Raw genomic sequence first — 23,424 nt, 5'->3', positions numbered from 1 at the left:
CACCCCACCCTCCCCATCTCCCCCCTGCCCGGAGGAAAGTTGATGCGTCGGCATCTGCTGAACGAGACGACCGCGGATATCTACCGCCGTTCCGTCACCGAGAGCGTCGACCGCGTCGCCGCCAAACTCGCCACCACCGAACGGCCCCACACCGGCATATCCGTCGACGAACTCGCCCCGGTCATCGACGGGATCGACCTCGACACCCCGCTCGGCGACTCCTCCGCCGCGCTCGCCGAGCTGGAGGACGTCTACCTCCGCGACGCCGTCTACTTCCACCACCCGCGCTACCTGGGCCACCTCAACTGCCCGGTGGTCATCCCCGCGGTGGTCGGCGAGGCCGTCATGGCCGCCGTCAACTCCTCCCTCGACACCTGGGACCAGTCCATCGGCGGCACGCTCATCGAGCGCCGCCTCATCGACTGGACCACGGGCCGCATCGGCCTCGGGGAGAAGGCGGACGGCATCTTCACCTCCGGTGGCAGCCAGTCCAACTTCCACGCCCTGCTGCTGGCCCGCGACGAGGCCTGCCGCACCGTCATGAAGCGCGCCATGGACGCCGGGATCGGCCTGACCAAGGCCGAGCTCCTCCCCAAGCTGCGCATCTTCACCTCCGAGGCCAGCCACTTCAGCGTGCAGAAGTCGGCCGCCATGCTCGGCCTGGGCTACGAGGCCGTCATCTCCGTCCCCGTGGACCGCAACCGGCGCATGGACACCTCCGTCCTCGCGCTGGAGCTGGAGAACTGCGCCGCCGAGGGCCTCTTCCCCATGGCCGTCGTCGCCACCGCCGGCACCACCGACTTCGGGTCCATCGACCCGCTCCCCGAGATCGCCCGCCTGACCGCCGAGCACTCCGCGTGGATGCACGTGGACGCCGCCTACGGCTGCGGACTGCTGGTCTCCCCCACCCGCCGGCACCTCCTCGACGGCATCGAGCACGCCGACTCGGTCACGGTCGACTACCACAAGTCGTTCTTCCAGCCGGTGAGCTCCAGCGCGATGCTGGTCCGCGACCGCGACACCCTCAAGCACGCCACGTACCACGCGGACTACCTCAACCCGCGCCGCATGGCCGAGGAGCGGATCCCGAACCAGGTCGACAAGTCCATCCAGACCACGCGCCGGTTCGACGCCCTCAAGCTCTGGATGACGCTGCGCATCATGGGCGCCGACGGCATCGGCTCGCTCTTCGACGAGGTCATCGACCTCGCCGCCGCCGGCTACGACGTCATCACGGCCGACCCCCGTTTCGAGGTCGTCGTCGCGCCGCAGATCTCCACCCTCGTCTTCCGCTTCCTGCCCGGCGACGACGTTCCCGCGGAACTCCTCGACGAGGCCCAGCTCCACGCCCGCAAGGCGCTCTTCGCCTCCGGCGAGGCCGTCGTCGCCGGCACCAAGGTGGACGGGAAGCAGTACCTGAAGTTCACCCTCCTCAACCCGCAGACCACGACGGCCGACATCGCTGCCGTCCTCGACCTCCTCGCCGCGCACGCCGAGCAGTTCCTGGGAGAATCCCTTGCCGTCCACCACTGAGCCCCACGACTTCATCGGCATCGGCCTCGGTCCCTTCAACCTGGGACTGGCCTGCCTGACCGCGCCGATCGACGAGCTGAGCGGGCTGTTCATCGAGTCGAAGCCGCACTTCGAGTGGCACGCGGGGATGTTCCTGGACGGCGCCCACCTGCAGACGCCCTTCATGTCGGACCTGGTCACCCTCGCCGACCCGACGTCGCCCTTCTCCTTCCTGAACTACCTGAAGGACCAGGACCGGCTGTACTCCTTCTACATCCGGGAGAACTTCTACCCGCTGCGCGCCGAGTACAACGACTACTGCCGCTGGGCCGCCGACCGCCTCGACAACGTCCTGTACTCGACCTCCGTCACCGAGGTCACCTACGACGAGCGGGCCGGCGTCTACGAGGTCCGCACCGACAAGGGCGAGACCCACCGCGCCCGCCGCCTGGTCCTGGGCACCGGCACCACGCCGTACGTCCCGGAGGCCTGCGCCGGCCTCGGCGGCGACTTCCTGCACAACGCCGCCTACATGCCCAACAAGGCGGAGCTGCAGAAGAAGAAGTCCATCACCCTGATCGGCTCCGGCCAGAGCGCCGCGGAGCTCTACTACGACCTCCTCGCCGAGATCGACGTGTACGGCTACCAGCTCAACTGGGTCACGCGCTCCCCGCGCTTCTTCCCGCTGGAGTACACGAAGCTGACGCTGGAGATGACCTCCCCCGAGTACGTGGACTACTTCCACGCCCTCCCGGAGGACACCCGCTACCGGCTGGAGACCCAGCAGAAGAACCTCTTCAAGGGCATCGACGGCGACCTGATCAACGCCATCTTCGACCTGCTCTACCAGAAGAAGATCTCCATGCCGGGCGCCGTCCCGACGACCCTGCTGACCAACACCTCGCTGAACAGCACGGCCTACGACACCACCACGGGCACCTACACCCTGGGGCTGCGCCAGGAGGAGCAGGAGCGGGACTTCTCCCTCACCACCGAGGGCCTGGTCCTGGCCACCGGCTACAAGTACCGGACCCCGGACTTCCTCGACCCGGTGCGCGACCGCCTCAACTTCGACGGCCGCGGCCGCCTCGACGCCGCCCGCAACTACAGCGTCGACACCACCGGCCGCGGGGTGTACCTCCAGAACGGCACCACCCACAACCACTCCCTGACCTCCCCCGACCTGGGCATGGCCGCGTACCGCAACGCGTACATCGTCGGTGAGCTGCTCGGCCGCGAGTACTACAAGGTCGAGAAGTCCATCGCGTTCCAGCAGTTCGCCGCCCCGGAAGGCACCCACGCATGAGCACCACCGACACCCTCTACTCCCGGACGGACTCCGTCCTCGGGGACTTCGCGATCCGCCCGCTGGACCCCTTCGCCGACGCGGAGCTTCTGCACGGCTGGGTCACGCACCCCAAGGCCTCGTTCTGGATGATGCAGGACGCCACGCTGCCGGACGTCGAGCGCGAGTACATGCGCATCACGGCCCACGAGCACCACCAGGCCTACATCGGCCTGCACGAGGGCCGCCCGGCCTTCCTGATGGAGACCTACGACCCGAGCGAGCTGGAGCTGGTCGGCCTGTACGACGCCCTGCCCGGGGACGTCGGCATGCACTTCCTGGTCGCGCCGAGCGACACCCCGCTGCACGGGTTCACCCGCGCGGTCATCACGACCGTCATGGCCGCGATCTTCGCCGACCCGGCCACCGTCCGCGTCGTGGTCGAGCCGGACGTCGCCAACACCGCCGTGCACGCCCTGAACGAGGCCGTCGGCTTCCTGCCGGAGCGCCAGGTCACCAAGCCGGAGAAGGAAGCACTGCTGAGCTTCTGCACCCGCGAGCAGTTCGAGGCCGCCACCGGCATCGCCCAGGAGGTGTCGATATGAGCCTGAACCTGACCGACGCCGTCTCCCACCTCTCCCCCGAACTGTGGGACCGCGCCAACCGCGCCCTGGTCCGCAAGGCCCTCGCCGAGTTCTCGCACGAGCGCCTGCTGACCCCCGTGTCCCTCGGCGGCGACCGCTACTCGGTCGTCTCCGACGACGGCGCGGTGGAGTACCACTTCGACGCCTCCCGCCAGGTCCTGGACCACTGGTCGGTGGACGAGGTCACCATCACCCGGCTGCGGGACGGGCAGTCCCTGCCGCTGGACGCCCTCGACTTCCACATCGAGTTCCAGCAGACCCTGGGGCTGAGCGCGGAGGTCCTGCCGGTCTACCTGGAGGAGATCTCCTCCACCCTGGCGGGCTCGGCCTTCAAGTACACCAAGCCGCAGATCTCCTCCGACGTGCTGGCGAAGTCCTCCTTCCAGGACATCGAGACCGGCATGACCGAGGGCCACCCCTGCTTCGTCGCCAACAACGGCCGGCTCGGCTTCGGCGTGCACGAGTACCACGCGTACGCCCCGGAGGCCGCGGCCCCGGTCCACCTGATCTGGGCGGCCGCGCACAAGGACGTCGCCACCTTCACGGCGGGCGCCGGCCTGGAGCACGACAGCTTCATGCGCGCCGAGCTGGGCGACGCCGCGGTCGACCTGTTCTCCGCGAAGCTGCGCACCCTGGACCTGGACCCGGCGGACTACCTGTTCTTCCCGGTCCACCCCTGGCAGTGGTGGAACAAGACCACGATCACCTTTGCCGCGGAGATCGCCAACCGGCGCCTGGTGCTGCTCGGCGAGGGCGAGGACGCCTACCTCCCGCAGCAATCGATCCGCACCTTCTTCAACACCACCACCCCGACGAAGTACTACGTCAAGACGGCCATCTCCGTCCTGAACATGGGCTTCATGCGGGGCCTCTCGGCCGCCTACATGGAGGCCACCCCCGCCATCAACGACTGGCTGCACCAGCTGATCGAGTCCGACGAGGTCCTCCGGTCGGTCGACTTCTCGATCATCCGCGAGCGCGCGGCCATCGGCTACCGGCACCTGCAGTACGAGCGCGCCACCGACCGCTACTCGCCGTACCGCAAGATGCTGGCGGCCCTGTGGCGCGAGTCCCCGGTGAACTCCCTCGGGGACGGCGAGCGCCTGGCCACCATGGCCTCGCTCCTCCACGTGGACGCCGACGGCAAGTCCTTCGTCGGCGCCCTGATCGAGGAGTCCGGCCTCACCCCGGCCGAGTGGCTGAAGCCCTACCTCAAGGCCTACCTGCTGCCGCTGGTGCACTGCTTCTACCAGTACGACCTCGCGTACATGCCGCACGGCGAGAACACCATCCTGGTCATCAAGGACGGCGTCGTGCAGCGCGCGATCTTCAAGGACATCGCCGAGGAGATCGTCATCATGGACGCGGACGCGGTGCTGCCGCCCGCGGTCGAGCGGATCCGGGCGGACGTCCCGGAGGACATGAAGATCCTGTCGATCTTCACGGACGTCTTCGACTGCTTCTTCCGCTTCCTGTCCTCCATCCTCGTCACCGAGGGCATCTGCACCGAGGACGTCTTCTGGCAGGCCGTGGCCGACTGCGCCCACGACTACCAGGACTCCATGCCGGCCCTCACGGAGAAGTTCGAGCGCTACGACTTCTTCGCCGAGGAGTTCCAGCTGTCCTGCCTCAACCGCCTCCAGCTGCGCAACAACAAGCAGATGGTCGACCTCTCCGACCCGTCCGCCGCGCTCCAGCTGATCGGCAACCTCAAGAACCCCGTCGCGGCCTTCGCCCGGCGGTGAAACACGGGGCGGGGGAGGTATCGATACGGTCCCTCGACGCCTCCCCCGCCCCGACAGCGTGAGGCGTGACCGCGAAGTCAGTTGGCCCTGTTCGCGGTCGCGCCCTCGCCGTGTCCGGGCGCCGGCGGCCTCCCGGTCAGCGCGCCCACGCGACGTCCGGGGCCCGGAAGTAGCCGATGCCCTGGGCGTCCAGCCGGGGGGCCTGTGCGGCGAGGCGGCGGCTGTACGCCGTCCAGTCGAGGGCGGCCGCCGGGGACCAGCCGAGCTCCGCCAGGCCCAGTACCCGCGGGAACGCCATCAGCTCCCACTCGGCCCGCGTCGCGACGTTCTCCGTCCACAGCGGGGCCTCCACCCCGAGCACCGCGGACTCCGGCACTCCGGCCAGGTAGGCCCCCGGGTTCCAGGAGTACGACCGCGCCACCGGCACGTAGCCCGCCCAGGACAGCCCCGGCTTCGTCGCCGCCTCGTACTTCATGTCCAGGTACACCCGGTCCGCCGGGGACAGGATCAGCGGATGCCCGGCCTTCGCGGCCGCCGCCACGGCCGACCGGTCCGCGGCCGCGGTCTTGTCGTGGCCCCAGTACTGCAGGACCGCGCCCGGCGCCGGCCGCGCCGACGCCAGCTGGTGCCAGGCCACCACCGTCTTGCCGTGCCGGCCCACCACCTCCTGCGCCCGGTCCATGAAGGCCGCGTAGTCCGCCGGCGGCGTCGCGTGCGCCTCGTCGCCGCCGATGTGCAGGTAGCGGCCCGGCGTGAGCTCGGCCAGCTCGCCGAGCACGTCGTCGACGAACTCGTACGTCCGCTCCTTCGCCACGCACAGCGAGCTGAAGCCGACCTTGATCCCGGTGTACCGGGGCGGCGCCTTCCCGTCGCAGTTCAGCTCGGCGTAGGAGGCGAGCGCCGCGTTGGTGTGGCCCGGCATGTCGATCTCGGGGACCACGTCCACGTACCGCTCGCCCGCGTACGCGACCAGCTCGCGGTACTCGTCCTTGGTCCAGTGGCCGCCGGGGCCCCCGCCGACCTCACCGGCGCCGCCGTACTGCGCGAGCCGCGGCCAGGAGTCGACCGCCAGGCGCCAGCCCTGGTCGTCGGTGAGGTGCAGGTGCAGTGTGTTGATCTTGTACTGGGCGAGCTGGTCGACGTACCGCTTCACCTGTTCCACCGTGAAGAAGTGCCGTGCGATGTCGACCATGGCACCCCGGTAGGCGAAGCGCGGCCGGTCGGTGACCGTGCCGCCGGGCACCGTCCCGGGCCCGGCCACGGGCACGAGCTGGCGCAGGGTCTGGCCCGCGCGGAAGAGGCCGGCCGGGGTCCGCGCGACGAGGTCGACCCCGCTCGGCCCGGAGGTCAGCCGGTACCCCTCCTCCCCGACCCCCTCGGCCGCCGCGTCGATCCTGAGCCGGATCCCGTCCCCCCGCGCCCCCTCGACCACCGGCAGCGGCAGCCCGCTCGGGCCGCGCAGCTGCTCCGCGAGGAGCTCGCCGACTCGGCGAACCTCCCCGCCGTTCCCGCCCGCGCCCGGCCCGGTCCGCACGACCGTGCCGGGCCCGAAGGAATAGCCGGGGCCGGAGGCGCGTGCGGAGACCGGCGCCGGAAGGAGCCGTTCGAAGGGGGCGAGGACCACGGGCGGGTCGTCACCGGCGCTCGCGTCGTCGCCGCGGGCGGCGGTGCAGGAGACGGCACCGAGGACGAGGAGGGTGCCGAGCGCGCGTCGCAGGACTCTCATGTGCCCAGGTATAGGCCAACTGGCCTGCCGTGCGCGGTGGGAGAATCGCCGAATGGCGGAAATCATCCAGAAGGACGGAACCTGGACGTTCGACGGCGACGCGGTGCGCATCGTGCCCGGCCGCGACAAGGGGGTGGGTCTGCTGCGGCAGACCCTGGGCGAGGTGGTCGTGCCGTTGCGCGCGCTCGCGGGGGTCAGCCACGAGCCGGGCCGCAAGGCCGGCCGCCTGCGCCTGCGGCTGCGCGAGGGGGCCGACCCGCTGACGCAGGTGACGGGCGGGCGGCTGCCGGAGGCCTCCGACCCGTATCGGCTGAGCGTGGAACCGGACCGCACGGGGGTCGCGGAGTACTTCGTGGACGCGGTGCGCAACGCGCTGCTGCTGGAGCAGGTGGATCCGGGCCCCTCGGAGTCCTACCTGCTGCCCGGTCCCGCCGTGCCGCTGGCGGTGGGCGCGGGCGACGGGACCGTCACCTTCGACGGCGACCGGGTCGCCCTGGAGTGGAACTGGACGACCGAGGAGGCCAAGCGCTCCGGGGGGCCGCGCGAGTTCCGGGTCACGGATCTGCGGACGGTGGAGTGGGCCCCGGCGAAGGGACTGGAGAACGGCTGGCTCCGCTTCGGCCTGGCCGGCGCCGGGCAGCCCGCCGCGCCCAAGTACGACCCGTACACGGTGGAGCTGTTCGGCTTCAAGAAGGACCCGCTGATGGCGCTGGTCGCCGCGGCGGTGGCGCTGCGGCTGCCGCACCCGGCCGCGCCGGCGCCGGAACGGGGCGTCGAGGACGCCCCGCCGAAGGAGCTCGCCGCGCCGGGCGGCGGCGTCGCCGAGGACCACGACGCCCTGCTGCGCAGGCTGCGGGAGCTGGGGGAGCTGCACCAGTCGGGAGTCCTCACGGCCGACGAGTTCGCCGCGGCGAAGCAGTCCGTTTTGCGCAGATTCTGACCGGATGCATCCATTCCGCTGGTCCAGACCAGAGGGATCCTGCCCGTAATCGGGCAGGATCTTTGCGTTGGGCGGCCGGAGACGTCAGTATCTACGGGTGCTCGACCGCCGCCCGTCCTATGACGACCTCGTCGAACACCTGGTGCGCAGCACCTCGCTGCAGCGGGGCGAAGCGGCCCGGGTGGTCCTCGACGTGCTCGCCTACTTCGACGAGACGACGGAGGACTTCGTCCGGCGCCGCCACCGCGAACTGCAGGCCGGCGGAGCCGTGAACGCGGAGATCTTCGAACGGATCGCGGCCGAACTGCCGCACCGCGCGGTGGCGCCTCCGGAGCTCTCGCTCCGGCAGCTGCGCCGCATCGTCTACGGCTGAGCCGGCCGCCGCCGGAGCGGCCGCGGGCGGATGACGGGCAAGGAACCGAACTTCAGGAGGGGCAGGACCGTATGTGCGGAATCGTCGGTTACATCGGAAAGCGTGACGTGGCACCGCTGCTGCTGGAGGGCCTGGCACGGCTGGAGTACCGCGGGTACGACTCCGCGGGCATCGTCGTGAACAGCCCGAAGGCCGGCGCGCTCAAGATGGTCAAGGCCAAGGGCCGCGTCCGCGACCTGGAGGCCCGGGTCCCGAAGCGCTTCGCCGGTACCACCGGCATCGCCCACACCCGCTGGGCCACGCACGGTGCTCCGAGCGACATCAACTCGCACCCGCACCTGGACCCGGAGAACAAGGTCGCCGTCGTCCACAACGGCATCGTCGACAACGCCGCCGAGCTCCGCGCCAAGCTGGAGGCCGAGGGCGTCGTCTTCGCCTCCGAGACCGACACCGAGGTCATCACCCACCTGATCGCCCGCTCCCAGGCCGACACCCTGGAGGAGAAGGTCCGCGAGGCCGTCAAGGCGATCGACGGCACCTACGGCATCGCCGTCATGCACGCCGACTTCACCGACCGCATCGTCGTCGCCCGCAACGGCTCGCCGGTCATCCTCGGCATCGGCGAGAAGGAGATGCTGGTCGCCTCCGACGTCGCCGCACTGATCGCCCACACCCGCCAGGTCGTCACCCTGAACGACGGCGAGATGGCCACCCTCAAGGCCGACGACTTCCGCACGTACACCACGAGCGGCACGACGACGAACGCCACCCCGGAGACCGTGGAGTGGGAGGCCGCCTCCTACGACATGGGCGGTCACGACACCTACATGCACAAGGAGATCTCCGAGCAGCCCGACGCGGTCGACCGCGTGCTGCGCGGCCGGATCGACGACCGCTTCAACACCGTCCACCTGGGCGGCCTGAACCTGGACCCGCGCGAGGCGCGCGGCATCCGCCGGGTCAAGATCCTGGGCTGCGGCACCTCGTACCACGCGGGCCTGATCGGCGCCGGCCTCATCGAGGGCATGGCCCGCATCCCCGCGGACGCCGAGCCGGCCTCGGAGTTCCGCTACCGCAACCCGGTCGTGGACCCCGACACGCTCTACATCGCGGTCTCCCAGTCCGGTGAGACCTACGACGTGCTCGCGGCCGTGCAGGAGCTCAAGCGCAAGGGCGCCCGCGTCCTCGGCGTCGTCAACGTGGTCGGCTCCGCGATCGCCCGCGAGGCCGACGGCGGCGTGTACGTGCACGCCGGCCCCGAGGTCTGCGTCGTCTCCACCAAGTGCTTCACCAACACGGTCGTGGCCTTCGCGCTGCTCGCCGTGCACCTGGGCCGCATCCGGGACCTCTCGGTCACCGACGGCAAGCGGATCATCGAGGGCCTGCGCAAGCTGCCCGCGCAGATCCAGGAGATCCTCGACGGCGAGGAGGACATCAAGAAGCTCGCGGCCGAGTTCGCCGAGGCCAAGTCGATGATGTTCATCGGCCGGGTCCGCGGCTACCCGGTGGCGCTGGAGGCCTCCCTCAAGCTGAAGGAGATCTCCTACATCCACGCCGAGGCCTACCCGGCCTCCGAGCTCAAGCACGGCCCCCTCGCCCTGATCGAGCCCTCGCTGCCGACCGTCGCGATCGTCCCGGACGACGACCTGCTGGAGAAGAACCGCGCGGCCCTGGAGGAGATCAAGGCCCGCAGCGGCCGGATCCTCGCCGTCGCCCACCGCGAGCAGGAGAAGGCGGACCACACCATCGTGGTCCCGAAGAACGAGGACGAGCTGGACCCGATCCTCATGGGCATCCCGCTCCAGCTGCTGGCGTACCACACGGCCCTGGCCATGGGCCGGGACATCGACAAGCCGCGCAACCTGGCGAAGTCGGTCACCGTCGAGTAGCAGCCCCGGGCTGTCGACGGACACACGAGAGCCCCCGTGCGCACCGCGCACGGGGGCTCTTGCGTGTCGTCGTGCTCAGCTCGCCGCGACCGCGCCGCTGCGCCCTGCCTTGCCGAAGGCCATCGGCCAGTGGGCGAGGGCGGCGGTGGCGCCGTACCAGGCCAGGAGCCCGCCGACCGCGGCCGCCCAGCCCGCCACCTTGGCCAGCATGCTGTTGTCGGCGAAGGCGCCTATCGCCAGGAGCAGCAGGGAGAGGGTGAACAGGCCGTACACGCCCTGCCCGAAGAGGCCGCTCGCGGCACTCACGGTGAGGGTGATGCCGAGGAGGGCGAACAGGACGAGGAACGTTCCGGCGGCGTCTGCCGAAACCTTTCCGTCGGCTCCCGCGGCCCAGGTGAACCAGAAGGCTCCGAGGCCCGCGAACGCCGTGCCGTTGAAGCCGTTGCCGCCGCGGAACTCCAGGAGTCCGAGCACGAACAGGGCCAGACCGCCGACGTAGGTCGCGAGTGACACGGAGCTGGCAGCGGTCACGCCGTCGATGACGCCGGTGTGGCCGATACCGAATGCGAGAAGGGTGAGACCCAGGGCGATGTTCCCGAGGGTCGAAGTCGAGGCCGTGCTTCCCGCAGAGACACCATTGTCCACGGCGGGCTCCCTTCGATCTGCAGTTGTTTGCTGCGTCCCAGCAGCATTTATCTACCCTTTACACGAGGGCACAACCGCACAATCGACTTAACAACCGGTCACGGAATGACAACAACCGGTCGCTGTGCGCGCTTGGCGAGCCGCCCGGCCACCGAGCCGAAGATCCGGCCCACGATCCCGTGCGTGGAGCCGACCACGATGGCGTCGGCCGAATACTCCCGGCCGACCTCCTCCAGCTCATGGCAGATGTCACCACCGCGCTCGACCAGGATCCACGGCACTTCGGCCAGGTAGTCCGCGCAGGCGAGCTCCAGGCCGAGCACCTCGGTGCGGTGGTCGGGCACGTCCACGAAGACGGGCGGCTCGCAGCCGGCCCACACGGTGGTGGGCAGCCGGTTGGCGACATGGACGATGATCAGACCCGATCCGGAGCGGCGGGCCATACCGATCGCGTACGCGAGCGCGCGCTCACTGGACGTCGATCCGTCGAATCCCACGACGACGCCGTGCCGGAAGGCCGGGTCGCAGGGAGAGCGTGTCTGTTCCACCGCGCGCAGCTCGGCGGCCGACGCGGGGTCGGCGAGCCGTTTGCGCTTGCGGTCCGCGGGTTCGGAGAATTCGTGACCGGCCATGGGTGTCTCGGCGAAGAGGTCCTTGGAGGAAGCAACAGGGGCGATTTCGGCGACGCAGTGTGACGGAGCTCTGTCCGGGAAGCATCTTCCCAGCCCATACCCACCAGGGTACGGCGACACTCCTGTCCTGCACAGGGCATGCCGCACTTGGAGAGCGTCCCAGGGAGCATGCCGGAGCGAGCGCGCCTTGGCAATGTCCGCTGTCCCCTACAGCCAGTGACGAGACGGGGAGTTGCCACCCGTGCGCGCAGTGACCGAGCCCCTGCGGGCGGCGTTGGACATGCGTCCGACCGTTCAGGAAGAGCCCGCAGGGAGTACGCCGTGCCCGGCCATCCGGTTCACCCCGTCCAGCCAGCTCAGCCGACGCAGTCCGTCCACTTCCCCGACCCCGGCACGCACGCGACCGCCTCTGCGCGTCAGCCGCTTCACCCGTCCGTGCAGTCTTCCGGGCGCCCCCATGACGACCCCGCGGGGGACGTCGTGCGCTGGGCCGCCTTCAGCTGCCTGCTCGTCCCGGTGGTCCTCGTCGTCTACGGAACCTCCTTCGGCGGGGCAGCAGTCGCCACGCTCGGCCTGTTCGTCGTCACGGCCGCCTGCCTGGTCCTGCTGCGGCACTCGGAGCGGACCGCGGCCCGGGTCCGGGTCCGCGCGGAGGAGCGGCTTCCGTCGGCGCACCGCCGCCGGCACTCGCGCGGCGGGCCCGAGGGCCGCCACGGCTGCCGCACCTCCGGGTCCGCCTCCCCGCACGACTGACTCATTCGCACACCCACACCCGCATATTTTCAGCCAACTTCCCGGCAGGTTGCCCCCCTTGCCGGAATGTCCCCCCGACCCGCCCACCACCAGCGACGACACTCGCCAGGGGGCGATTTGGCCCTACTGGTACTAGCCACAGCCGGGATGCGCGCTTCCCACCCGGGTAGCGGAGTGGAACCCTTCCTGATCGAATGCTTTTCGCCAAGTTGAGAAGTCGACATAGCGCTGCGTGCTGAACTTGTCACGCCGACACCACGGGACGCAGTAGATTCGATCATGTATTTACGGCGGGGGATCCACGTGCAAGGCCGAGGGGAAACGTGCAGGTGCGACCAGACCAAGGAGTCGCGACACCCAAGGGGGGCTTAGCGCCATGAGCCAGGATTCCACCGCCGTCGTCGCGGACGCCGGCAGGAAGCTCGCGGGGCGTCGCCGCAGGGAGATCGTCGCGGTGCTGCTCTTCAGCGGCGGACCGATCTTCGAGAGCTCCATTCCACTATCCGTGTTCGGCATTGACCGGCAGGACGCGGGAGTTCCACGCTACCGACTGCTCGTGTGCGCCGGTGAGGACGGTCCGCTCAGGACCACCGGCGGACTCGAACTGACCGCGCCGTACGGGTTGGAGGCGATCGCCCGGGCAGGCACGGTCGTCGTTCCCGCCTGGCGCTCCATCACTTCACCGCCGCCTCCGGAGGCGCTCGACGCACTGCGTCTGGCGCACGAGGAGGGGGCCCGGATCGTCGGACTGTGCACCGGGGCCTTCGTGCTCGCGGCCGCCGGTCTGCTGGACGGCCGGCCCGCGACGACGCACTGGATGTACGCGCCGACGCTGGCCAAGCGCTACCCGTCCGTCCACGTCGATCCGCGCGAACTGTTCGTCGACGACGGCGACGTGCTCACGTCCGCGGGCACGGCGGCCGGAATCGACCTCTGCCTGCACATCGTGCGCACCGACCACGGCAGCGAGGCGGCCGGGGCCCTGGCCCGCAGGCTCGTCGTACCGCCGCGCCGCACGGGCGGCCAGGAGCGCTACCTCGACCGGTCCCTGCCGGAGGAGATCGGCGCCGACCCGCTGGCCGAGGTCGTCGCCTGGGCACTGGAACACCTCCACGAGCAGTTCGACGTGGAGACGCTGGCCGCCCGCGCCTACATGAGCAGGCGCACCTTCGACCGGCGGTTCCGCTCGCTCACCGGCAGCGCACCGCTCCAGTGGCTGATCACGCAGCGGGTGCTCCAGGCCCAGCGGCTGCTGGAGACCTCCGACTACTCGGTCGACGAGGTCGCCGGACGCTGCGGGTTCCGCTCGCCGGTCGCCCTGCGCGGTCACTTCCGGCGGCAGCTGGGGTCCTCCCCGGCCGCATACCGCTCCGCCTACCGGGCACGGCGGCCCCAGGCCGACGTCGCGCAGGTGGCGGAGATCTCGACGGGACCGGTGCCGCACCAGCGCACTCCGCAGCCCCACCGGGCGGCGGCGGCCCTGGCCGCGGCGGGCCCCACGGTCACGGAGCTGTACGCCCCGAACCGGGTCCTGCGGGAACACGCGTAACCCCCACAACGGGTACGACAGCGAAGGTCCTCCATCGGTCACCGCCGATGGGGGACCTTCCGCATATGCGGTCCGCTCCGCAGGGGACCGCATAAGGTGGGACACATGAACGATCGCATGGTGTGGATCGACTGCGAGATGACCGGGCTCTCGTTGACGGACGACGCACTTATCGAGGTGGCCGCACTGGTCACCGACTCGGAACTCAACGTGCTCGGCGAGGGCGTGGACATCGTGATCCGCCCGCCGGACGCGGCCCTGGAGACCATGCCCGACGTGGTCCGCGAGATGCACACCGCCTCCGGACTGCTCGACGAGCTGGCCGGCGGGACCACCCTCGCGGACGCCGAGGCCCAGGTCCTGGCGTACGTGCGGGAGCACGTGAAGGAGCCGCGCAAGGCGCCGCTCTGCGGGAACTCGGTCGGCACCGACCGCGGCTTCCTGCTGCGCGACATGGCCGCGCTCGAGAGCTACCTTCACTACCGGATCGTGGACGTGTCCTCGGTCAAGGAGCTGGCGCGCCGCTGGTACCCGCGGGCGTACTTCAACAGCCCCCCGAAGAACGGCAACCACCGGGCGCTGGCGGACATCAAGGACTCCATCACCGAGCTGCGCTACTACCGCGACGCGGTCTTCGTGCCGCAGCCCGGGCCCGACTCGGACACGGCCCGCACCATCGCGGCCAGGCACACGGCGCCGGGCGCGTAGCGGCCCTGCCCGATCCCTCCGGAGGGGGGTGCGGGGAAACGGTGGAGCGAGCACCCTCCCGGACCCTGTACCCTTTTCTTCGGCCGGTCGGTTTCGACCGGACATGGTGGGTGTAGCTCAGTTGGTAGAGCACCTGGTTGTGGTCCAGGTGGCCGCGGGTTCAAGTCCCGTCACTCACCCTGCGGGAAGGCCCCGGTACGCGGAAGCGGACCGGGGCCTTCTGCATGTCGCCGCAGGCCACAGCACGGCCCGGGGCCGCGGCAGCGGTCAGGACGACTCCCGGACCACCAGTCTGTTCGGCAGGACGACCGCCGGCCCGCCCGCCGCCCCGGCACTCCCCCGCCGCCCCGAGACCCGCTCCAGCAGCATCCTCGCCATGGTCCGGCCCATCTCCTCGATCGGCTGCCGGACGCTGGTCAGCGGCGGGTCCATGTGCCGGGCCACCACCGAGTCGTCGAACCCGACGAGGGCCACGTCGTGCGGGATCCGGCGCCCGGCCGCGCGCAGCTCCCGCCGGGCGCCCGCCGCCATGACGTCGGAGGAGGCGAAGACCGCGTCGAGCGAGGGGCTGCGCTCCAGCAGCTCGCGCATGGCCCGGCGGCCGCCCTCCTCGGTGAAGTCGCCGACCGCGACCAGCCGCTCGTCGACGGGCCGGCCGGCGGCGGCCAGGGCCTGCCGGTAGCCGTCGAGACGGCAGTGGGCCCCGTACACGTCCAGGGGGCCGGTGATCGTGGCGATCGTACGGCGCCCCCGGTCGAGCAGGTGGCGCACGGCCTCGGCCGCGCCCGCCAGGTTGTCGGAGTCCACGCAGGGCAGCGTCTCGCCCGCCGACCGCCGGCCGCTGATCACCGTCGGGATGCCGAGCTCGGCCAGCAGCTCCGGGAGCGGGTCCCCGGCGTGGACCGAGACCAGCAGCACTCCGTCGACGCGGTGACCGGAGAGGTACTGCGCGAGGCGGCGGCGCTCGCGGTCACTGCCGGCCAGCGTCAGCACGAGCTGGATGTCGGTCTCCGCGAGGGCTGCCCCGACCCCCCGGACCACTTCGGAGAAGTACGGTTCGGCAAAGAACCGGGCCTCGGGCTCGGGGATCACCAGGGCGATGGCGTCGTTGCGGTTGGCCGCGAGGGCGCGGGCCGCGCGGTTCGGCACGTACCCCAGCTCGGTCACCGCCGCCTCGACGGCGGCCCTGGTCTGCTCGCTGACCTTGGAGGACCCGTTGATCACCCGGGACACGGTGCCGCGCCCGACACCGGCGCGTACCGCTACCTCTTCCAGGGTCGGCCGTCCCCCGCTGCGCCCGTTCCCGTTCATGGCTTCCTCCCGGTTGTGAATCTACCCCTTGACTACTGTGGGAGCGCTCCCACACTGTGTCACACGACACCCCCACGTTGTCGCCCACCCTTCAGGGAGGAACCCATGCGAGCCCAGTCCACGGCCCGAGCACGAGCCCGAAGAACCCTCTTCACGGCGGTCGCCACGATGGGCGCCGCCGCGCTGCTGCTCGGGGGGTGCGCACAGGACCCCGAAACGGACCCCACGGCGGGCCCCTCGTCCGGCGGAAAGGGCCAGACCACCCTGACCGTGGGCGTCTTCGGGGCCTTCGGCCTCCAGGAGGCCGGGCTCTACGACGAGTACATGGCGCAGAACCCGGGGATCCGCATCGAGCAGACCTCCATCGAGCGCAACGAGAACTACTACCCCCAGCTCCTCACGCACCTGGGGACGGGCAGCGGGCTCGCCGACATCCAGGCCGTCGAGGTCAACAACATCGCCGAGATCACCGCGACCCAGGCCGACAAGCTGGTGGACCTGGGCAAGGTGGCGGGCGTGGACAAGGCCGCGTACCTGCCGTGGAAGTGGGCGCAGGGCACGGCGCCGGCCGCGAAGGGCGGGGCCACGGTCGGCCTCGGCACCGACATAGGCCCGCAGGGCATCTGCTACCGCAAGGACCTGTTCGAGGCCGCCGGGCTGCCCTCGGACCGGGAGGCGGTCGGCGCGCTGTGGGCGGGCGACTGGGGCAAGTACCTGGAGACGGGCAAGACGTACAGGGCGAAGGCCGGGGACGGCAAGGCCTTCGTGGACTCGGCGTCGGGGGTCATGGCGGCGGTGACGGGCAGCAGCGCCCAGCGGTTCTACGACGAGCAGGGCAAGGTCGTCTACAAGACCAACCCGGCGGTGCGCGGGGCCTTCGACCTGGCGGCGTCCTTCGCCACCGAGGGGCTCAGCGCGAAGCTGCAGCAGTTCACCCCGGGCTGGGACCAGGGCTTCGCCAACGGCGCCTTCGCGACGGTCTCCTGCCCGGCCTGGATGCTCGGCTACATCCAGGACAAGGCCGGCCCGGCGGGCAAGGACAAGTGGGACGTGGCGCAGGCGCCGAAGCCGAGCAACTGGGGCGGTTCCTTCCTGGTGGTCCCCAAGGCCGGCAAGAACGCGGAGGCGGCGGCGAAGCTGGCGGCCTGGCTGACGGCCCCGGAGCAGCAGGCGAAGCTCTTCGAGAAGCGGGGCAGCTTCCCGAGCGCGAGCGCCGCCTACAAGCTGCCCGCGGTGTCGGGGGCGAAGCACGAGTACTTCGGCGGCGCGCCCATCGGTGAGATCTTCTCGAAGGCGGCGCAGGGGGTGCCGGTGACCGTGGTCGGTCCGAAGGACCTGGTGATCTCGCAGAACCTGGCGGACATCGGGATGCTCCAGGTCGACCAGAAGGGCCGCAGCCCGCAGGAGGGCTGGGAGGCCGCGGTGAAGGCCATCGACAACGCCCTGGACCAGTGAGGCGCCGGTGACGGACGAGACGGCACTCCTGTCCCCCTCCGCCGCCGCCCCCGAGCGGGCGGCGGCGGAGGGGGGCGGCCGGGGCCGGCCGGGTCAGGTGTGGCGCTCGCGCCGCTACCGATGGGACCTGCGCTGGAGCCCGTACGCCTTCGTGGCGCCCTTCTTCCTGTTCTTCGCCGCCTTCGGGCTGTTCCCGCTGCTGTACACGGGCTGGGCGGCGCTGCACCAGGTGGAACTCACCGACCCGGACACCATGACGTGGGTGGGCCTGCGCAACTTCACCCGGCTGTGGGACGACGAGTTCTTCTGGAACGCGCTGCGCAACACGGTCACCATCGGGCTGCTCTCGACGGTGCCGCAGCTGGCCATCGCGCTGGGAGTGGCCCACCTGCTCAACTACCGGCTGCGGGGCTCCGCCTTCTTCCGGGTCGCCGTGCTCACCCCGTACGCCACCTCGGTGGCGGCGGCCACGCTCGTCTTCGTGCTGCTCTTCGGCCGGGACTACGGAATGATCAACTGGGCGCTCTCGGCGGTCGGTTTCGGGGCGGTGGACTGGCAGAACGGCACGTTCGCCTCGCAGTTGGCGGTCTCCACCATCGTGATCTGGCGGTGGACCGGCTACAACGCGCTGATCTACCTGGCGGCGATGCAGGCCGTACCGGGCGAGCTGTACGAGTCGGCCGCGCTGGACGGGGCCTCGCGCTGGCAGCAGTTCCTGCACGTGACGGTGCCCTCGCTGCGGCCGACGATCCTCTTCACCTGTGTGGTGTCGACGATCGGGGCGACCCAGCTGTTCGGTGAGCCGCTGCTGTTCAACGGCGGGGCGGGCGCGACGGGCGGCTCGGACCACCAGTTCCAGACGCTCGGGCTGTACCTGTACGAGCAGGGCTGGGTGAACCTGCACCTGGGGCGGGCCTCGGCGATCGCCTGGGCGATGTTCCTGATCCTGATCCTGATCGCCGGGGCGGCCCGGCTGCTGCGCGGACGGGGGGACGCGCGATGAGATCGCTGCGCGCGGGCCGGCTCACCTATGTGTTCCTCGGCCTCTTCACCGCCGGTTCGCTCTTCCCCCTGGTGTGGACGGCGATCGCGGCCTCCCGCACCAACACGCGCCTGGCCCAGACCCCGCCGCCCTTCTGGTTCGGCGGGAACCTGGGACGGAACCTGCAGATCGCCTGGACCGACGCCAACATGGGCACGGCCCTGCTGAACACGGTGATCGTGGCGGGCACCGTCACCGTCGGAACGGTCCTCTTCTCCACCCTGGCGGGCTTCGCCTTCGCCAAACTCCGCTTCCGCGGACGCCGGATGCTGATGGCGATGGTGGTGGGGACGATGCTGATCCCGCCGCAGCTGAGCGTGGTGCCGCTGTACATGCTGATCGCGAAGCTGTCGTGGACCGACCGGCTCCAGGCGGTGGTCCTGCCGTCCCTGGTCTGCGCCTTCGGCGTGTTCTTCATGCGCCAGTACCTGGTGCACGCCCTGCCGACGGAACTGGTGGAGGCAGCCCGCACGGACGGCGCCAGCTCCGTGCGGGTCATGTGGCACGTGGTCTTCCCGGCCGCCCGGCCGGCGATGGCGGTGCTGGGGATGCTGACCTTCGTCATGTCCTGGAACGACTTCTTCTGGCCGATCGTCGCGCTGACCCAGAACGGCAGCCCGACGGTCCAGGTGGCCCTGACCGGGCTGGGCCGGGGATACATCCCCGACCAGTCCGTGATCATGGCGGGTGCGCTGCTGGGCACGCTCCCGCTGCTTCTGGTGTTTCTCGTCTTCGGCCGCCAGATCGTCGGCGGCATCATGCAGGGAGCGGTAAAGGGATGACTGACACCCCTACGCACACGACACGCACGACACACGCGGCACACACGTCGAACGCGACGGATCCGGGCGGGGAACTCCGCTTCCCCGAGGGGTTCCTGTGGGGCACGGCCACGGCGGCCTTCCAGATCGAGGGCGCGGCCGCACTGCGCGGACCCTGCATCTGGGACACCTTCTGCCGCACCCCGGGCAAGGTGTACGGCGGCCACACCGGCGACGTCGCGGTCGACCACCACCGGCTGTGGCGCGAGGACATCGCCCTCATGTCCGAACTGGGCCTGGGCTCCTACCGGTTCTCGGTGTCCTGGCCGCGCGTCCTCGCCGGCGGCATCGGCTTCTACGACCGGCTCGTCGACGAGCTGCTCTCCCACGGCATCCGGCCCTGCGTGACCCTCTACCACTGGGACCTCCCGCAGGAGCTGGAGGACGCCGGCGGCTGGCCCGAGCGGGAGACGGCCTACGCCTTCGCCCAGTACGCGGCGCAGGTCGCGGACGTACTCGCCGACCGCGTGGAACTCTGGACCACCCTCAACGAGCCCTGGTGCAGCGCCTTCCTCGGCTACGCCTCGGGGGTGCACGCCCCCGGCCGCACCTCCCCCGCCGACTCGCTGCGCGCCGCCCACCACCTCAACCTGGCCCACGGCCTGGCCGCGGCGGCCCTGCCGGCCCGCACCCGGGTCGGCATCGCGCTCAACCCGAGCGCGGTGCGGCCCCTGACCGGCTCCGCGGCCGACCTGGACGCCGCCCGCCGCATCGACGCACTGGCCAACCGGATCTTCACCGGGCCGCTGCTGCACGGCGCCTACCCGCAGGACCTGCTCGCCGACACCGCCTCCCTGACGGACTGGTCCTTCGTCCGCACCGGCGACGAGGCGCTGATCCGCCAGCCGCTGGACTTCCTCGGCGTGAACTACTACACGCCCGCGGTGGTCTCCGCAGCCCCGGACGGGAACGGCCCGCGCGCCGACGGCCACGGCGCCACCTCCCACTCCCCCTGGCCCGCCGCGGACGCGGTGGCCTTCCACCAGCCGCCCGGCGAACAGACCGACATGGGATGGTCGATCGACCCGACCGGCCTGTACGACCTGCTCATGCGCTTCACCCACGAGGCACCCGGCCTGCAGCTGATGGTCACGGAGAACGGCGCGGCCTACGCCCCGGACCTGGACGACCCGCAGCGCATCGCCTACCTGGAGGCCCACCTCGCCGCCATCCACCGCGCGCTGGCGGACGGCGCCCCGGTGGGGGGCTACTTCCTGTGGTCGCTGCTGGACAACTTCGAGTGGTCCTACGGTTACAGCAAGCGCTTCGGCATCGTGCACGTCGACTACGACACCCAGGTCCGCACGCCGCGCGCCAGCGCCCACTGGTACGCCCGGCTGGCCCGGAAGGGGATCATGTAGCCGTCCCGCCCGCCGAGGCCCGCGGCGGCCGGCGCCCGGTCCGAGATCACGCGAAGACGTCTGCGTGGTCCTCGGCCCAGGCCCTGAAGGTGCGGGCCGGGTGGCCGGTGAGCTGCTCGACCGCGCCGGTGGTCTCGACGGGGAGGCCGTCGGTGGAGGCCCAGTACGCCAGCAGCGCCTCGGCGTAGGGGCCGGGTATCCAGCCGTCGACCTCGGCCTTCCACTGCTCGGCCGGGACTGCCTCGAAGGGCAGGGGCCGGCCGAGGACCTCGCCCAGTATCGAGAGCTGGGCGGCGAAGGTCAGCGACTGCGGGCCGGTCAGCGTGTACGCGCGGCCGGCCAGGGCCGGATCGGTGAGGACCGCGAGGGCCGCCTCGGCGAGGTCGGCCTCGTGCACGGGGTCGCAGTGGGCACCGGGGTAGGGCAGACGGACTGGGCGGCCCGACGCCACCGACCGGGCCCACCCTCGGGCATTGCTCGCGAAGGACCCCGGCCGCAGCAGGGTGGTGCGCAGCGGGGAGGCCGACAGGGCCTGCTCGACCACGAGGTGGGAGGCCGACAGCGGGCTGTCGGCGGCATCCGGGGCGAGCACCGAGGAGGAGGACAGGAGCACGACGTGCTCCACCCCGGCGGCGAGCGCCTCCTCGACGAACGCCTCGATGCCGGACGCCTCCGCGTAGAGGAAGACGGAACGGATTCCGGCGAGGGCTCCGCGACACGTCGCCGGATCGGTGAGATCGCAGTGGACCGCACCGGGGGTGTCCCGCTCGCGGGAGCCCAGACGGTAGGGGATGCCGCGGGCGGCGAGAAGGCCGACAAGACCGCGGGCGACGGCACCGCGGCCGCCGGTCACGAGAATGGACATGGCTGTTTCCTCATTCCTGAGTGGAGCGGACCGACGCTAGGATGACGATGACTACGCGGCACAGATTCTGCACCACACATCCTCTGCGTCACACAGATAAATTTGGAGCACGGAGAATCCGATGTCAACCGATTCCCCCCGTACGGGTGATGAGTGGAGCCGCGCCGAGCTGCTCGCGCGCATCGTCGTCGAAAGCCAGCGGCACTACGCCGACTACTCCCTCTTCAACCAGGCGATGGCCGACTCGGTCGGTCTGCACCCCACCGACATGCAGTGCGTCGCCCTCCTCGACATGGAGCCCGGCCCCGTCAGCACCGGCGACATCGCCCGCCTCACCGGCCTGACCTCCGGCTCGGCCACCCGTCTCGTCGACCGGATGGTCAAGGCGGGCATCGTCGAACGGCACGCCGACCCCCACGACCGCCGCCGCTCCCTCGTCTCCCTCTCCCCCGAGGCCCGCAAGCGCATCGGCGCGGCGTGGGACACCCCGGGCCGTGCCTTCGGCGCCGTACTGGAGAGCTACTCCGACTCCGAACTCGCCGTCATCGCCGACTACCTGCACCGCGCCGCCGAAGTGGGTCGGTCCCAGGCCAAGCGGCTGACCTCGGGCGAGCCGGGCTGACGCGCCGCGAAACCGAGCGAAACCGAGCGGAACCGGCAGCCGGACGAACAGCGGAGCCGACAGCGCAACCGGCTGCGGAACCGACCGCGCGAGGGCTTCCGCAGGGACCGCCGCGGCACTACGGTCCGGGGCAACGGGCAACAGCGCGCGCCGGAGAAACGGGAGGGTCGGCGCGCGGTTGGAGGTTGTCCGTGTCCCGGCCCACGCCCTCGTCCGCACCCACGCCTGCGCCCGCGCCCCCGCCCTCGTCCTCGTCCGCACCCACGCCGCCTCCCCCGCCCGGCGGCCTGCGCGCGGTGTTCGCCCTCGGCGGCAGCGCCCTCCCCCTCCACGCGTTCCTCGCGCGGCTCCCCGCCGCGCTGTGCCCCATCGGAACGCTCATGCTCCTCACCGAACGCGACGGCATCGCCGCCGCGGGCCCCGTCGCCGCCGCGCTCTGGCTCGGCCAGGCCCTCGGCGGCCCCGTCATCGGCCGGGCGGCCGACCTGCGCGGCCACCGCCCCGTACTGCTCCTCGCCTGCGCCGCGAACGCCACCGCCCTCCTCGCCCTCGTCGCGGCCGTCCTCGGCGGGTGGCCGCCGGGCGCCCTCCTGGCGCTGGCCGCCGCGGCCGGTCTGACCGTCCCGCAGGTCGGCCCCCTGGCCAGGGCTCGCTGGGCCCGGCTGGCCGGCGGGGACAGGCGCCTGCTCGGGGCGGCCCTGTCCTTCGACACCACGCTGGACGAGGTCGGCTTCATGGTCGGCCCCGCGCTGGCCGGCGTCCTGGCCGTGACCGTGCACCCGGCCTCGGCGCTCGTCCTCGCGGCCGGGCTGATCCTGGTGTCCGGCACCCTGTTCGCGGTGCACCCGACCGCTCCGGACCCGGCCGCCGGCTCCCCGGGCGCCGGCTCCCCGGGCGCGCGGGCCGGCGTACGGCTGTGGTCGCCCGGGCTGGTCCTGCTGTTCACGATGGCCGTGCTGCAGGGAGCCGCGTGGAGCGGGGCCAACACGGGCGTCAACGCCCTCGCCGCGTCGCTGGGCGAGCCCGGCGCGGCCGGGCTCGTATGGGCCGCCATGGCCGTGACCAGCTCGATCGCCGGCTTCGTCACGGTCGCCCGGCCCGGCTCGGCGGACCTGGCCGTACGGCTGCGGTGGACGATCGCCCTCCAGGCCCTGCTCACGCTCCCCCTGCTCGCGGTGTCCGGGATGTGGGCGGCCGCCTTCGCGGTCGCGGGCATCGGCCTGGCCGTGGCCCCGCACCTGATCGCGCTGTTCGGACTGGTGGAACGGTCCGGCCCGGCGGAGCGGATGGGCGAGGCCATGACCGTCATCGGCAGCGGCCTGATCCTCGGCCAGGCCCTGGCCGCGGCGCTCGCGGGTCCCCTGGCGGCCGCCCACGGCCACCGGGCCGCCTTCGCCGTCTCCTGCGCCGCGGTCACGGCCTCGGCCGCACTCGCCGTGGCGTGGACCGCGGGCGCGAGGAATCGGTCCGGCCCTCCTGCCCCTGAACGGACGTGATCGAACTGTGGCCCGTTCAACCCCGGTCAGGCATAGGAGACTTCCGTGCC

General features: G+C 71.3%; 21 protein-coding genes and 1 tRNA gene. 17 read left to right on the top strand and 5 right to left on the bottom strand.

Annotated features, from left to right (window positions below):
- Nucleotides 1–42: 42 nt before the first annotated feature.
- The 4 genes from AB0O53_RS21265 to AB0O53_RS21250 are packed head-to-tail and all read left to right on the top strand — an operon-like array spanning nucleotide 43 to nucleotide 5,186.
- A complete protein-coding gene (locus AB0O53_RS21265; protein WP_350995186.1) occupies nucleotides 43–1,533 on the top strand; it encodes a pyridoxal phosphate-dependent decarboxylase family protein in 1,491 nt (496 codons plus the stop codon).
- The gene (locus AB0O53_RS21260) at nucleotides 1,517–2,818 is read left to right on the top strand and encodes a lysine N(6)-hydroxylase/L-ornithine N(5)-oxygenase family protein (protein WP_350995184.1); all 1,302 of its coding nucleotides are present in this window, start codon (nucleotides 1,517–1,519) and stop codon (nucleotides 2,816–2,818) included. The genes AB0O53_RS21265 and AB0O53_RS21260 overlap by 17 nt, the downstream gene beginning before the upstream one ends.
- Nucleotides 2,815–3,402, top strand: a complete 588-nt coding sequence (locus tag AB0O53_RS21255; RefSeq protein WP_365197436.1) for a GNAT family N-acetyltransferase — start codon at nucleotides 2,815–2,817, stop codon at nucleotides 3,400–3,402. Before AB0O53_RS21260 ends, AB0O53_RS21255 begins: the two co-directional genes overlap by 4 nt.
- Nucleotides 3,403–3,404: 2 nt before the next feature.
- On the top strand, nucleotides 3,405–5,186 hold the full coding sequence (locus AB0O53_RS21250) for an IucA/IucC family protein (RefSeq protein ID WP_350995416.1): 1,782 nt from the start codon (nucleotides 3,405–3,407) through the stop codon (nucleotides 5,184–5,186).
- Nucleotides 5,187–5,322: 136 nt separating this feature from the next.
- On the opposite strand, the gene AB0O53_RS21245 is transcribed toward AB0O53_RS21250, so the two are convergent.
- Nucleotides 5,323–6,912, bottom strand: coding sequence for a beta-N-acetylhexosaminidase (locus tag AB0O53_RS21245; RefSeq protein ID WP_350995180.1), 1,590 nt, complete (start codon nucleotides 6,910–6,912; stop codon nucleotides 5,323–5,325).
- Nucleotides 6,913–6,964: 52 nt separating this feature from the next.
- Between AB0O53_RS21245 and AB0O53_RS21240 the strand changes: the two genes are divergently transcribed.
- From AB0O53_RS21240 to glmS, 3 genes are all read left to right on the top strand, one after another.
- Nucleotides 6,965–7,852: a DUF4429 domain-containing protein gene (locus AB0O53_RS21240; protein WP_350995179.1), complete on the top strand. Its 888-nt coding sequence runs from the start codon at nucleotides 6,965–6,967 to the stop codon at nucleotides 7,850–7,852.
- A gap of 97 nt (nucleotides 7,853–7,949) precedes the next feature.
- Nucleotides 7,950–8,225 carry a hypothetical protein gene (locus AB0O53_RS21235; RefSeq protein WP_030025937.1) on the top strand — a complete coding sequence of 92 codons (276 nt, stop codon included), beginning with the start codon at nucleotides 7,950–7,952 and terminating at the stop codon, nucleotides 8,223–8,225.
- A gap of 71 nt (nucleotides 8,226–8,296) precedes the next feature.
- On the top strand, nucleotides 8,297–10,114 hold the full coding sequence (gene glmS, locus AB0O53_RS21230; RefSeq protein ID WP_350995178.1) for a glutamine--fructose-6-phosphate transaminase (isomerizing): 1,818 nt from the start codon (nucleotides 8,297–8,299) through the stop codon (nucleotides 10,112–10,114).
- A gap of 75 nt (nucleotides 10,115–10,189) precedes the next feature.
- Here glmS and AB0O53_RS21225 read toward each other — a convergent pair whose 3' ends face one another.
- Nucleotides 10,190–10,759, bottom strand: a complete 570-nt coding sequence (locus AB0O53_RS21225) for an acetate uptake transporter (RefSeq protein ID WP_350995176.1) — start codon at nucleotides 10,757–10,759, stop codon at nucleotides 10,190–10,192.
- Nucleotides 10,760–10,857: 98 nt separating this feature from the next.
- Entirely contained in the window at nucleotides 10,858–11,391 is a 534-nt protein-coding gene (locus AB0O53_RS21220) for a universal stress protein (protein WP_030655530.1), read from the bottom strand.
- Between the two features lie 435 nt (nucleotides 11,392–11,826).
- Between AB0O53_RS21220 and AB0O53_RS21215 the strand changes: the two genes are divergently transcribed.
- From AB0O53_RS21215 to AB0O53_RS21200, 4 genes are all read left to right on the top strand, one after another.
- Nucleotides 11,827–12,144 carry a hypothetical protein gene (locus tag AB0O53_RS21215; RefSeq protein ID WP_350995174.1) on the top strand — a complete coding sequence of 106 codons (318 nt, stop codon included), beginning with the start codon at nucleotides 11,827–11,829 and terminating at the stop codon, nucleotides 12,142–12,144.
- A gap of 376 nt (nucleotides 12,145–12,520) precedes the next feature.
- The gene (locus tag AB0O53_RS21210) at nucleotides 12,521–13,693 is read left to right on the top strand and encodes a helix-turn-helix domain-containing protein (RefSeq protein WP_031145357.1); all 1,173 of its coding nucleotides are present in this window, start codon (nucleotides 12,521–12,523) and stop codon (nucleotides 13,691–13,693) included.
- Between the two features lie 105 nt (nucleotides 13,694–13,798).
- Nucleotides 13,799–14,401 carry an oligoribonuclease gene (gene orn / locus AB0O53_RS21205; protein WP_350995172.1) on the top strand — a complete coding sequence of 201 codons (603 nt, stop codon included), beginning with the start codon at nucleotides 13,799–13,801 and terminating at the stop codon, nucleotides 14,399–14,401.
- A 106-nt stretch (nucleotides 14,402–14,507) separates the two neighbouring features.
- Nucleotides 14,508–14,580: transfer RNA gene (locus AB0O53_RS21200), tRNA-His, on the top strand.
- Between the two features lie 88 nt (nucleotides 14,581–14,668).
- Here the strand turns inward: AB0O53_RS21200 and AB0O53_RS21195 are convergent.
- Entirely contained in the window at nucleotides 14,669–15,712 is a 1,044-nt protein-coding gene (locus tag AB0O53_RS21195; protein WP_350995170.1) for a LacI family DNA-binding transcriptional regulator, read from the bottom strand.
- 105 nt (nucleotides 15,713–15,817) lie between these two features.
- On the opposite strand from AB0O53_RS21195, the gene AB0O53_RS21190 reads away from it, so the two are divergent.
- The 4 genes from AB0O53_RS21190 (at nucleotide 15,818) to AB0O53_RS21175 (ending at nucleotide 20,391) form a co-directional block, all read left to right on the top strand.
- Nucleotides 15,818–17,167 (top strand): ABC transporter substrate-binding protein, encoded by a 1,350-nt coding sequence (locus AB0O53_RS21190; RefSeq protein ID WP_350995168.1) that lies wholly within the window; start codon nucleotides 15,818–15,820, stop codon nucleotides 17,165–17,167.
- Nucleotides 17,168–17,264: 97 nt separating this feature from the next.
- Nucleotides 17,265–18,170: a carbohydrate ABC transporter permease gene (locus AB0O53_RS21185; RefSeq protein ID WP_350995414.1), complete on the top strand. Its 906-nt coding sequence runs from the start codon at nucleotides 17,265–17,267 to the stop codon at nucleotides 18,168–18,170.
- Complete coding sequence (locus tag AB0O53_RS21180) at nucleotides 18,167–18,991, top strand: carbohydrate ABC transporter permease (protein WP_350995166.1); 825 nt, start codon at nucleotides 18,167–18,169, stop codon at nucleotides 18,989–18,991. Before AB0O53_RS21185 ends, AB0O53_RS21180 begins: the two co-directional genes overlap by 4 nt.
- Nucleotides 18,988–20,391: a GH1 family beta-glucosidase gene (locus AB0O53_RS21175; RefSeq protein WP_350995164.1), complete on the top strand. Its 1,404-nt coding sequence runs from the start codon at nucleotides 18,988–18,990 to the stop codon at nucleotides 20,389–20,391. The genes AB0O53_RS21180 and AB0O53_RS21175 overlap by 4 nt, the downstream gene beginning before the upstream one ends.
- Before the next feature lie 46 nt (nucleotides 20,392–20,437).
- Here AB0O53_RS21175 and AB0O53_RS21170 read toward each other — a convergent pair whose 3' ends face one another.
- Nucleotides 20,438–21,256 carry an NAD(P)H-binding protein gene (locus tag AB0O53_RS21170; RefSeq protein WP_365197428.1) on the bottom strand — a complete coding sequence of 273 codons (819 nt, stop codon included), beginning with the start codon at nucleotides 21,254–21,256 and terminating at the stop codon, nucleotides 20,438–20,440.
- 121 nt (nucleotides 21,257–21,377) lie between these two features.
- Here AB0O53_RS21170 and AB0O53_RS21165 point away from each other — a divergent pair, with 121 nt between their 5' ends.
- Together AB0O53_RS21165 and AB0O53_RS21160 are read left to right on the top strand one after the other, a co-directional pair.
- Nucleotides 21,378–21,878: a MarR family winged helix-turn-helix transcriptional regulator gene (locus tag AB0O53_RS21165; protein WP_350995160.1), complete on the top strand. Its 501-nt coding sequence runs from the start codon at nucleotides 21,378–21,380 to the stop codon at nucleotides 21,876–21,878.
- A 191-nt stretch (nucleotides 21,879–22,069) separates the two neighbouring features.
- Nucleotides 22,070–23,374, top strand: coding sequence for an MFS transporter (locus tag AB0O53_RS21160; RefSeq protein ID WP_365197425.1), 1,305 nt, complete (start codon nucleotides 22,070–22,072; stop codon nucleotides 23,372–23,374).
- Nucleotides 23,375–23,424 lie beyond the last annotated feature (50 nt).

This window comes from Streptomyces erythrochromogenes, assembly GCF_040684695.1.
In the GTDB taxonomy this organism is placed as follows: domain Bacteria; phylum Actinomycetota; class Actinomycetes; order Streptomycetales; family Streptomycetaceae; genus Streptomyces; species Streptomyces erythrochromogenes_C.
The sequence above is the reverse complement of the archived record's forward strand: the minus strand, read 5'-3'. Positions and strand labels throughout refer to the sequence as shown.

What these genes read in the sequence shown, in the direction of transcription:
- AB0O53_RS21265 (WP_350995186.1), top strand. Translation starts at nt 43, where the DNA reads ATGCGTCGGCATCTGCTGAACGAGACGACCGCGGATATCTACCGCCGT.
- AB0O53_RS21255 (WP_365197436.1), top strand. Translation starts at nt 2,815, where the DNA reads ATGAGCACCACCGACACCCTCTACTCCCGGACGGACTCCGTCCTCGGG.
- AB0O53_RS21245 (WP_350995180.1), bottom strand. Translation starts at nt 6,912, where the DNA reads ATGAGAGTCCTGCGACGCGCGCTCGGCACCCTCCTCGTCCTCGGTGCC.
- AB0O53_RS21240 (WP_350995179.1), top strand. Translation starts at nt 6,965, where the DNA reads ATGGCGGAAATCATCCAGAAGGACGGAACCTGGACGTTCGACGGCGAC.
- glmS (WP_350995178.1), top strand. Translation starts at nt 8,297, where the DNA reads ATGTGCGGAATCGTCGGTTACATCGGAAAGCGTGACGTGGCACCGCTG.
- AB0O53_RS21220 (WP_030655530.1), bottom strand. Translation starts at nt 11,391, where the DNA reads ATGGCCGGTCACGAATTCTCCGAACCCGCGGACCGCAAGCGCAAACGG.
- AB0O53_RS21210 (WP_031145357.1), top strand. Translation starts at nt 12,521, where the DNA reads ATGAGCCAGGATTCCACCGCCGTCGTCGCGGACGCCGGCAGGAAGCTC.
- orn (WP_350995172.1), top strand. Translation starts at nt 13,799, where the DNA reads ATGAACGATCGCATGGTGTGGATCGACTGCGAGATGACCGGGCTCTCG.
- AB0O53_RS21195 (WP_350995170.1), bottom strand. Translation starts at nt 15,712, where the DNA reads ATGAACGGGAACGGGCGCAGCGGGGGACGGCCGACCCTGGAAGAGGTA.
- AB0O53_RS21190 (WP_350995168.1), top strand. Translation starts at nt 15,818, where the DNA reads ATGCGAGCCCAGTCCACGGCCCGAGCACGAGCCCGAAGAACCCTCTTC.
- AB0O53_RS21180 (WP_350995166.1), top strand. Translation starts at nt 18,167, where the DNA reads ATGAGATCGCTGCGCGCGGGCCGGCTCACCTATGTGTTCCTCGGCCTC.
- AB0O53_RS21175 (WP_350995164.1), top strand. Translation starts at nt 18,988, where the DNA reads ATGACTGACACCCCTACGCACACGACACGCACGACACACGCGGCACAC.
- AB0O53_RS21170 (WP_365197428.1), bottom strand. Translation starts at nt 21,256, where the DNA reads ATGTCCATTCTCGTGACCGGCGGCCGCGGTGCCGTCGCCCGCGGTCTT.
- AB0O53_RS21165 (WP_350995160.1), top strand. Translation starts at nt 21,378, where the DNA reads ATGTCAACCGATTCCCCCCGTACGGGTGATGAGTGGAGCCGCGCCGAG.